Below are 6319 nucleotides of genomic sequence, written 5' to 3'. Positions count from 1 at the left end.
TTTACTTCAAAATATTGTCTAACTTTTTGGGGTCACTTCAAGAGGGCAGGCGGCTTTTCGGACTTTTCCTTGCACTCCACTTTTTTAATTGTGACAGCTGCACCCTGACAGGCTTCTTTCAGCTGCTCTGCGCTTGCTCGGTCACTCATGCGCTCCCCGGATACGGTAAGACCGGGCAGCTCCAGCGCCACGGTATAAAAGGGAACCGGCTTAAAGGTGTCGATCTCAGCCTCTCGCTGGACAATGAGCGCCAGCGTTGGAGACATCACGCGCCCGATGCTGAGGGTGCGGTGGTACAGCACGGAAAAAAGCCTTGTGGCATTGATCCCTACCAGCCAGTCGGCCTTGGCACGGCAGAGAGCAGCATCCCGAAGTCCATCATAATCTACACCTGGGCGCAGGTTTGCAAAGCCCTCCCTTATGGCGGAGTCCTCCATCGAAGAAATCCAGAGCCTTTTCATCGGCTTTTGGCAGCCTGCCAGCTCATAGACGCTGCGGAAGATCAGCTCACCCTCGCGTCCGGCATCACAGGCATTTACCACTTCCATCACATCCGGGGCGTTCATCAGCTTTTTGAGAATATCAAACTGCTTTTTCTTATCCTTTCCCACCACCATTTGCCAATGCTCCGGCAGAATAGGCAGGTCATCATATCGCCACTTGGCGTACTTGGGGTCATAGCTGTCTGCATCCGCAAGACCGGCCAGATGACCCACGCACCAGCTGACACGCCAGCCGCTGCCTTCCAGATACCCGTCCTTACGAGCAGTCGCGCCGATCACGGCGGCCAGACTTTGTGCAACCGATGGTTTTTCAGCGATTACCAGTTTATATCTCATCATCTTCAGCCTCCCATTCTTCCCGCACAGGCGTGTGCAGTTTTTTCTCTATGCTGTTTTCCTCATCCAGTAGCAGGTTATAACCAAACCGGTAGTCATAGCGGTAAAGTTTCCCCAGCAGGTCATTGATGATGATACGGCAAGCCAAAATGACACGGGGTTTATCCACCTGCATCAGCTGGTAGCGTTGATAATTGCTGTAATATTCTTCGTGACGGCGGGTATTGCAGGCGGCATCTTCAAGTAAACTATCTACTGCATCCTGACAACCATCTTCTTTTTCCCCTTCCATGCAGTTCAGAAGTTCCATCATCAAAGGAAAGCTCTGTTCATCCATAGGAGCTTCTGCTGCAAGAAAACCGATCAAAGCGGATAAGAGCAGACGAGCCGCCGTCTGTTCTTGTTCCGTCAGCACGGCCATTGTTTTCTCCGCATTTGGCAGGATCTTTTCTTCCACAAAATCTGCCGCATCGTCGGAACAAAGCTGACGGATAGAATCTATGGACAATGAAACTGTCACGGTATCTAAGGAGAAATCAAAGGGGTCATCTTGCTTTGGCTTTCTCCGAAGTTTGTTTAACATGGTAGAAAGAATGTCGCCGCCAAAATACACAGCAATTACCAGCAGGTCAAAAACAGCAATCAGCTTGATAAATATAATCAGAACACTCATTTTTTTCGTTTCCTTTCTTTGAGCCAGCGTTCCATCTCACGATGGCAGATACCTACGCAGGGACTTCCATAATTCCCGCAACCATAGCAGGGGTGGCTGTGGGGTAAAGAAGGAGGACGGGAAGTTTCCTTCCCGCCCTCCGGCCTGCGTGTCATCATTCGTTCATAGGGACTGTCTGTGAAACGGGTCATTTCACACTGTCCTCATCATCTTCTGTGCTGCCCCCATCAGCGTCCGGTTCGTCCGACTCCTCATCCTCGGTTTCCCATTCCTCGGAATCTTCCTCGCCATAATCATAATCGTCCAGACTGTCATTGCCCTTGGTCTTAGGCTTGTTCTTAACAAGCTTCAAATAGGCAAATACGCCACCGCCGCCCAGCAGAGCCAGCAAAAGGACTATCGCAGCCGGGTTCAGTCCGGCAGGCTTCTCTTTTTCCGGCTCCGATGTTTCTGCCGGAGGTTCCGGTGCTTTGCCCGTACATTTACTCTTATCAGTTGCGCAGACCGGGCAGGCCGTATTGACTGCCCCTGCTTCACATTTTGTTGAACAGCTACACACAGCAGCCGGCTCCTCTTTGACATTTTCATCTTCCATCAGTGCCATCAAATCCGCTTCATCCACCTGGTTCAGAAAGTGAACAGCAGTCTTTTTATCCTCATTCGCCCTGTCAATCAGGATGTAAAAGTAATTTCCAGCTTTGGTCGTAACAGTAATAAGCTGCTTATTGCCTCCAAAATCATCCACCAGTGCCGCATTCCCCTCCGGTGTAAGTGCCGGTGCTGGTTCTGTTTCTTCCACAATCACGTTGCTATCATTGGTAGAATCCTCTGCCGATGCCGCCGGAGCCTGTTCTGACCCCTGTGCAAAAGCAGGGATCGTAAAGCCAAATGCCACAACCATTGTCAGGCAAAGGGCGGAAAGTGTTCGGAGCAATCGTTTATTCCTCATAGCTGTTTTCCTCCTGTTCGTTATTGTCATCAGCCAAACTGCCGGGAACTGTGCCACCGGACAGCATGGCGCTCAACTGGGTCGGGGTCATACGCAGGGCGCGCACCATCTGGACGATCTCCAGATTTTCTGCCTCGGTTTTCTGTGCTTCCAGCGCCTTGAGCTTTTCCTGATACTCTGCGATCTTCTCACGGACCTTTGTAATCTCCTGGTCAATGCGCTCAATTTTGTTCTTTGCCATCGTCTATCACTCCTTCTTAAAAATCTCTGTTACCAGTTCATCAGGCCATAGCCCTTAATGCTTTGATAATTCAGGTCATAACTTTTGATCTTGCAGGCATCGCCGGAATTTCCCTCCACGGTATAAACACGGCTGCCATCCGTACCGATCACGATACCCACATGGTCTGCTGTCCCATCCAAATCCCAGTCAAAGAAAATTGCATCTCCGGGAGCCAGATTGTTATAGCCTCTTGCACCCCATTGTCCATGAGACTGGAACCACGGAACGCCCTGCCACTCACAGCCTGCAAAGCGCGGTTCACTTTTTCCTGCCTGGTTATAGCACCAGGATACGAAGCAGGCGCACCATTCCACACGGGAGTCAAAGCCGTACCAGCTCCAGTAGGGATAACCGCCCACATTGCCCACCTGACGCTTGGCCAGTTCCACCAGCTGAGGATTGCCGGGGCGGGTACCGTTAATGAACTGCACACCGGACAGATCTTCCGAACCGCTGGTATCAGGGGAGCCGCCGCCAAACAACAGCGGCTTATTGCCCATGGTCTGCCGGTAAACCTGATACATTTTCATCTGCTCCGGGGTCAGAAGTTCCGACGCCACAGCGGAAATGGGCTTGCTGGCGAGTTTCACATTCAAAATGTAATACTCATAGGGAACTTCTTCTGAGGTGGTCTCGCCGGTCTCCGGGTCGGTTGAGGTCTCCGTGCGGTAGCGAATCTCCACTTCCTCAGTAAGCGTCAGCTGATACTGTGCTGCAAACACACGCGCCAGCTCTGCCTGAACGCTCTGCCGGGTGTAGCCTTGCAAGACGGCAGAGAGAAATGCTGCCAGCTCATGAGGGTCATGGCCGATCATACCAAGGTCATAGCGATACTCGTCATACCCTGGGTGACTGCTTTCAATGTTGTCGATTTCCTCCTGCAACTGGGCTTCTCTGGCTGCATAATCTGCCTCCACCGCCAGCATTTCCGGGTCATCCGACGGATAGGTGGTGCCGGAGAGAACGGAACCGATGCTCTGCGCCATCATGGAGCAGGAGGACATGGTATTCATCAGCATACAGGTAATGAGGAACAAAACCCCTGCCATCAGGAAACCCTTCTTGTGGCGCATGACGAATGCCCCTGCCTGCTGTACCTTTTCTTTTACCGTCCTTGCGGCTTTTCCGGTTTTGGATGCAGCCTGGGCGGTATTTCCGGCAGTCTGACCGGCGTGTTTGGCGGCGGCATACTGCTTTTTGATGGCCTGCTTTTGCTGCCAGCGGGAAAGCGGATTGCTGGCAAACTGAGGATTTTCCCGCAAAGATTTCTGGTACAGAACATTTACATTTGTCTTTTCCAGTTGGCGCTCTGCCTGTGCTGCTTTGCGGTACGGCTTCAGCTTGTGGCTGCGATAGCCCTCCCGCACCAGATAAGCGCCGGTCTCCACCGCTTCCTCGGACTTGTGGGCGCTTTCCACGCCCACATTGTCCTGTTCTGTTTCCCGGATCTCTTTGTGGAGCTTGCCCGCAACCAGATGGACGGGAGCTTCCTTGACCCCTTGAGAAAGTTTGGAGGGTGGCTTTTTCTTGTCCTCAAAGGTCAGCTTCGAGGTCTTTTTTCCGGTATCCGGGTCGATGACCGTCTGCCTGACCTTTTTCTTTGGGATATTGGCCTGCGCCTTATCTGCTCTGGCCGCAGCTTTCTCCGCTTTACGGATCGGCTTTTCCAGTGCAGGATCAGACCGTTCCTCATCAGTAAAGCGCAGGCGCGGCTCTTTATTCAAACCATTCTCCCAGCATGAGGGAGGACATCATGTAGTGCAGCTCTGCATAAATGGCCATTCCCACCGGATCGTTGAACATACAGCCGGACAGGTAGGCATAAAACTGTGCCACCACATCGGACAGGATTTTCGCTTCGGTTCCTTCCAGAACCAGACCACCCATACCTTCCTTGGCACGGATGGTGCTCCAGACCTCTGCCAGACGGAGCAGCCCCACCTGACCGGTCTCATTCAGTTCGGCTGCCTGATCTGCCGCCGTGCGGCACTCACTTACCGCATCAGCCATGACCGTAAGCAGCTGGCTACGCTGAGCATTTACCGCTCTGTCAAAAAACATCAGCGGATTTTTATTAAAAATGTTGGGGTTCATCATCATTCATCCTCCTTTTTCAATTCTTGAGGTTTGGTGGTCATAATGCGGTAAAGCTCGGTATTCTTCGGGAAGTGATCCACGAAAGGCAGGATTGTAGAGCCATAAAACAGCAGGCCCTCGCCCTCACCGGAGTGGGTCACATAAGATAATTGGTGTGTGGAAATACCCAACTGCTTGGCGAGGATCTGACGGTCTCCGCCTGCCTGGTTGAGCATATACACGAAGTCGGAATTTTCAAAGATATTTTCCACCTCGCGGCTGCTCAAAAGGTCTTTGACATTCTGGGTGATACCTGTCGGAATACCGCCCCATTTTCTGAATCGCTTCCAGATTTCCACCGTATAGGCGGCGGTCTGCTCCTCCTTCAAAAGCAGGTGCATCTCGTCGATGTAGTAACGGGTGGACTTGTGGGCGGCACGGTTGATGGTAACGCGGTTCCATACCTGATCCTGAACCACCAGCATACCGATTTTTTTAAGCTGCTTGCCCAGTTCCTTGATGTCATAGCAGACAATCCGGTTATCAATGTCCACATTGCTCTGATGATTGAACACATTCAAAGAACCCGTTACATAGATTTCCAATGCCGTTGCAATGTACTGAGCTTCTTTTTCTTCCTGCTCCCGCAACAGGTTATAAAGGTCCTCCAAAATCGGCATATTCTCCGGCTTTGGGTCATTGAGATATTCGTTGTAAACCAACCGTACACAACGGTCAATAATGGTTTTCTGCACCGGCTGCAAGCCCTCCTTACCGCCCACGATCAGCTCACACAAGCTGAGGATAAAGTCAGACTTGAGTGACAGCGGGCTTTCATCATCCGAATAGTCCAGATTCAGATCCATCGGATTGATATAGTTGGTTGAAGTAGGTGAGATCTTGATGACCTGCCCATGCAGACGCTCAACAAGAGGTGCGTACTCCGCTTCCGGATCACAGATAATGACATCATCACTGGTAAGCAAAAAGCAGTTGGCAATTTCTCGTTTTGCGCTGAAGGACTTACCGGAACCCGGCGTACCCAGAATCAGGCCGTTGGGGTTTTTCAGCAGCTTTCTGTCCACCATGATGAGGTTGTTGGACAGAGCATTGATGCCGTAGTACAGAGCTTCTTTCCCGTTCTGGAACAGTTCCTGCGTAGTAAAGGGCACAAAGATAGCTGTGGAACTGGTGGTCAGTCCTCGCTGAATCTCAATCTGATTGAGACCCAGAGGCAGACAGCTCATCAGCCCTTCTTCCTGTTGGAAGTCCAGCCTGGTCAGCTGACAGTTATACTTCTGGGCAATAGAGCCTGCCTGAAAGATGTTGTTGCCAAGCTGACGGGGATTGTCCGCTGTGTTCAGCACCAGAAAGGTCAAAAGGAACATTCTCTCGTTGCGGCTCTGCAAATCCTGCAAGAGTTTTTTCGCTTCACTGCCGTAGGTAGCAAGGTCAGATGGAAATAGCGATAGGTAAGCCTTTGAAGTTATCTCCAGCTT

The 6319-nt window shown here is 51.5% G+C and carries 7 protein-coding genes and 1 pseudogene; all 8 read right to left on the bottom strand.

The window, feature by feature from the left end; all coding sequences use genetic code 11:
- Positions 1-41: 41 nt before the first annotated feature.
- Positions 42-842: pseudogene (locus PGY33_RS14115) on the bottom strand (DNA topoisomerase); the annotation flags it as partial.
- Positions 829-1512: a conjugal transfer protein TraG gene (locus PGY33_RS14110; RefSeq protein WP_270479181.1), complete on the bottom strand. Its 684-nt coding sequence runs from the start codon at positions 1510-1512 to the stop codon at positions 829-831. The pseudogene PGY33_RS14115 and the gene PGY33_RS14110, both read right to left, overlap by 14 nt.
- Positions 1509-1703: a hypothetical protein gene (locus PGY33_RS14105; RefSeq protein WP_025491749.1), complete on the bottom strand. Its 195-nt coding sequence runs from the start codon at positions 1701-1703 to the stop codon at positions 1509-1511. Before PGY33_RS14105 ends, PGY33_RS14110 begins: the two co-directional genes overlap by 4 nt.
- Positions 1700-2461: a DUF4366 domain-containing protein gene (locus PGY33_RS14100; RefSeq protein WP_270479180.1), complete on the bottom strand. Its 762-nt coding sequence runs from the start codon at positions 2459-2461 to the stop codon at positions 1700-1702. The genes PGY33_RS14105 and PGY33_RS14100 overlap by 4 nt, the downstream gene beginning before the upstream one ends.
- Positions 2451-2702: a DUF4315 family protein gene (locus PGY33_RS14095; RefSeq protein WP_006777886.1), complete on the bottom strand. Its 252-nt coding sequence runs from the start codon at positions 2700-2702 to the stop codon at positions 2451-2453. The genes PGY33_RS14100 and PGY33_RS14095 overlap by 11 nt, the downstream gene beginning before the upstream one ends.
- 29 nt (positions 2703-2731) lie before the next feature.
- A complete protein-coding gene (locus PGY33_RS14090) occupies positions 2732-4468 on the bottom strand; it encodes a C40 family peptidase (protein WP_270479178.1) in 1737 nt (578 codons plus the stop codon).
- On the bottom strand, positions 4461-4841 hold the full coding sequence (locus tag PGY33_RS14085; RefSeq protein ID WP_432764246.1) for a DUF3851 domain-containing protein: 381 nt from the start codon (positions 4839-4841) through the stop codon (positions 4461-4463). Before PGY33_RS14085 ends, PGY33_RS14090 begins: the two co-directional genes overlap by 8 nt.
- Positions 4841-6319: VirB4-like conjugal transfer ATPase, CD1110 family (locus PGY33_RS14080; RefSeq protein ID WP_270479177.1), on the bottom strand; the 1479-nt coding region annotated here is incomplete at its 5' end. The genes PGY33_RS14080 and PGY33_RS14085, both read right to left, overlap by 1 nt.

The sequence above is a fragment of the Butyricicoccus sp. AF18-9LB genome, assembly GCF_027684505.1.
Taxonomy (GTDB): Bacteria; Bacillota; Clostridia; order Oscillospirales; family Butyricicoccaceae; genus Agathobaculum; species Agathobaculum butyriciproducens.
Note: the sequence above shows the minus strand (reverse complement) of the source record. Positions and strands in the feature narration are given on the sequence as shown.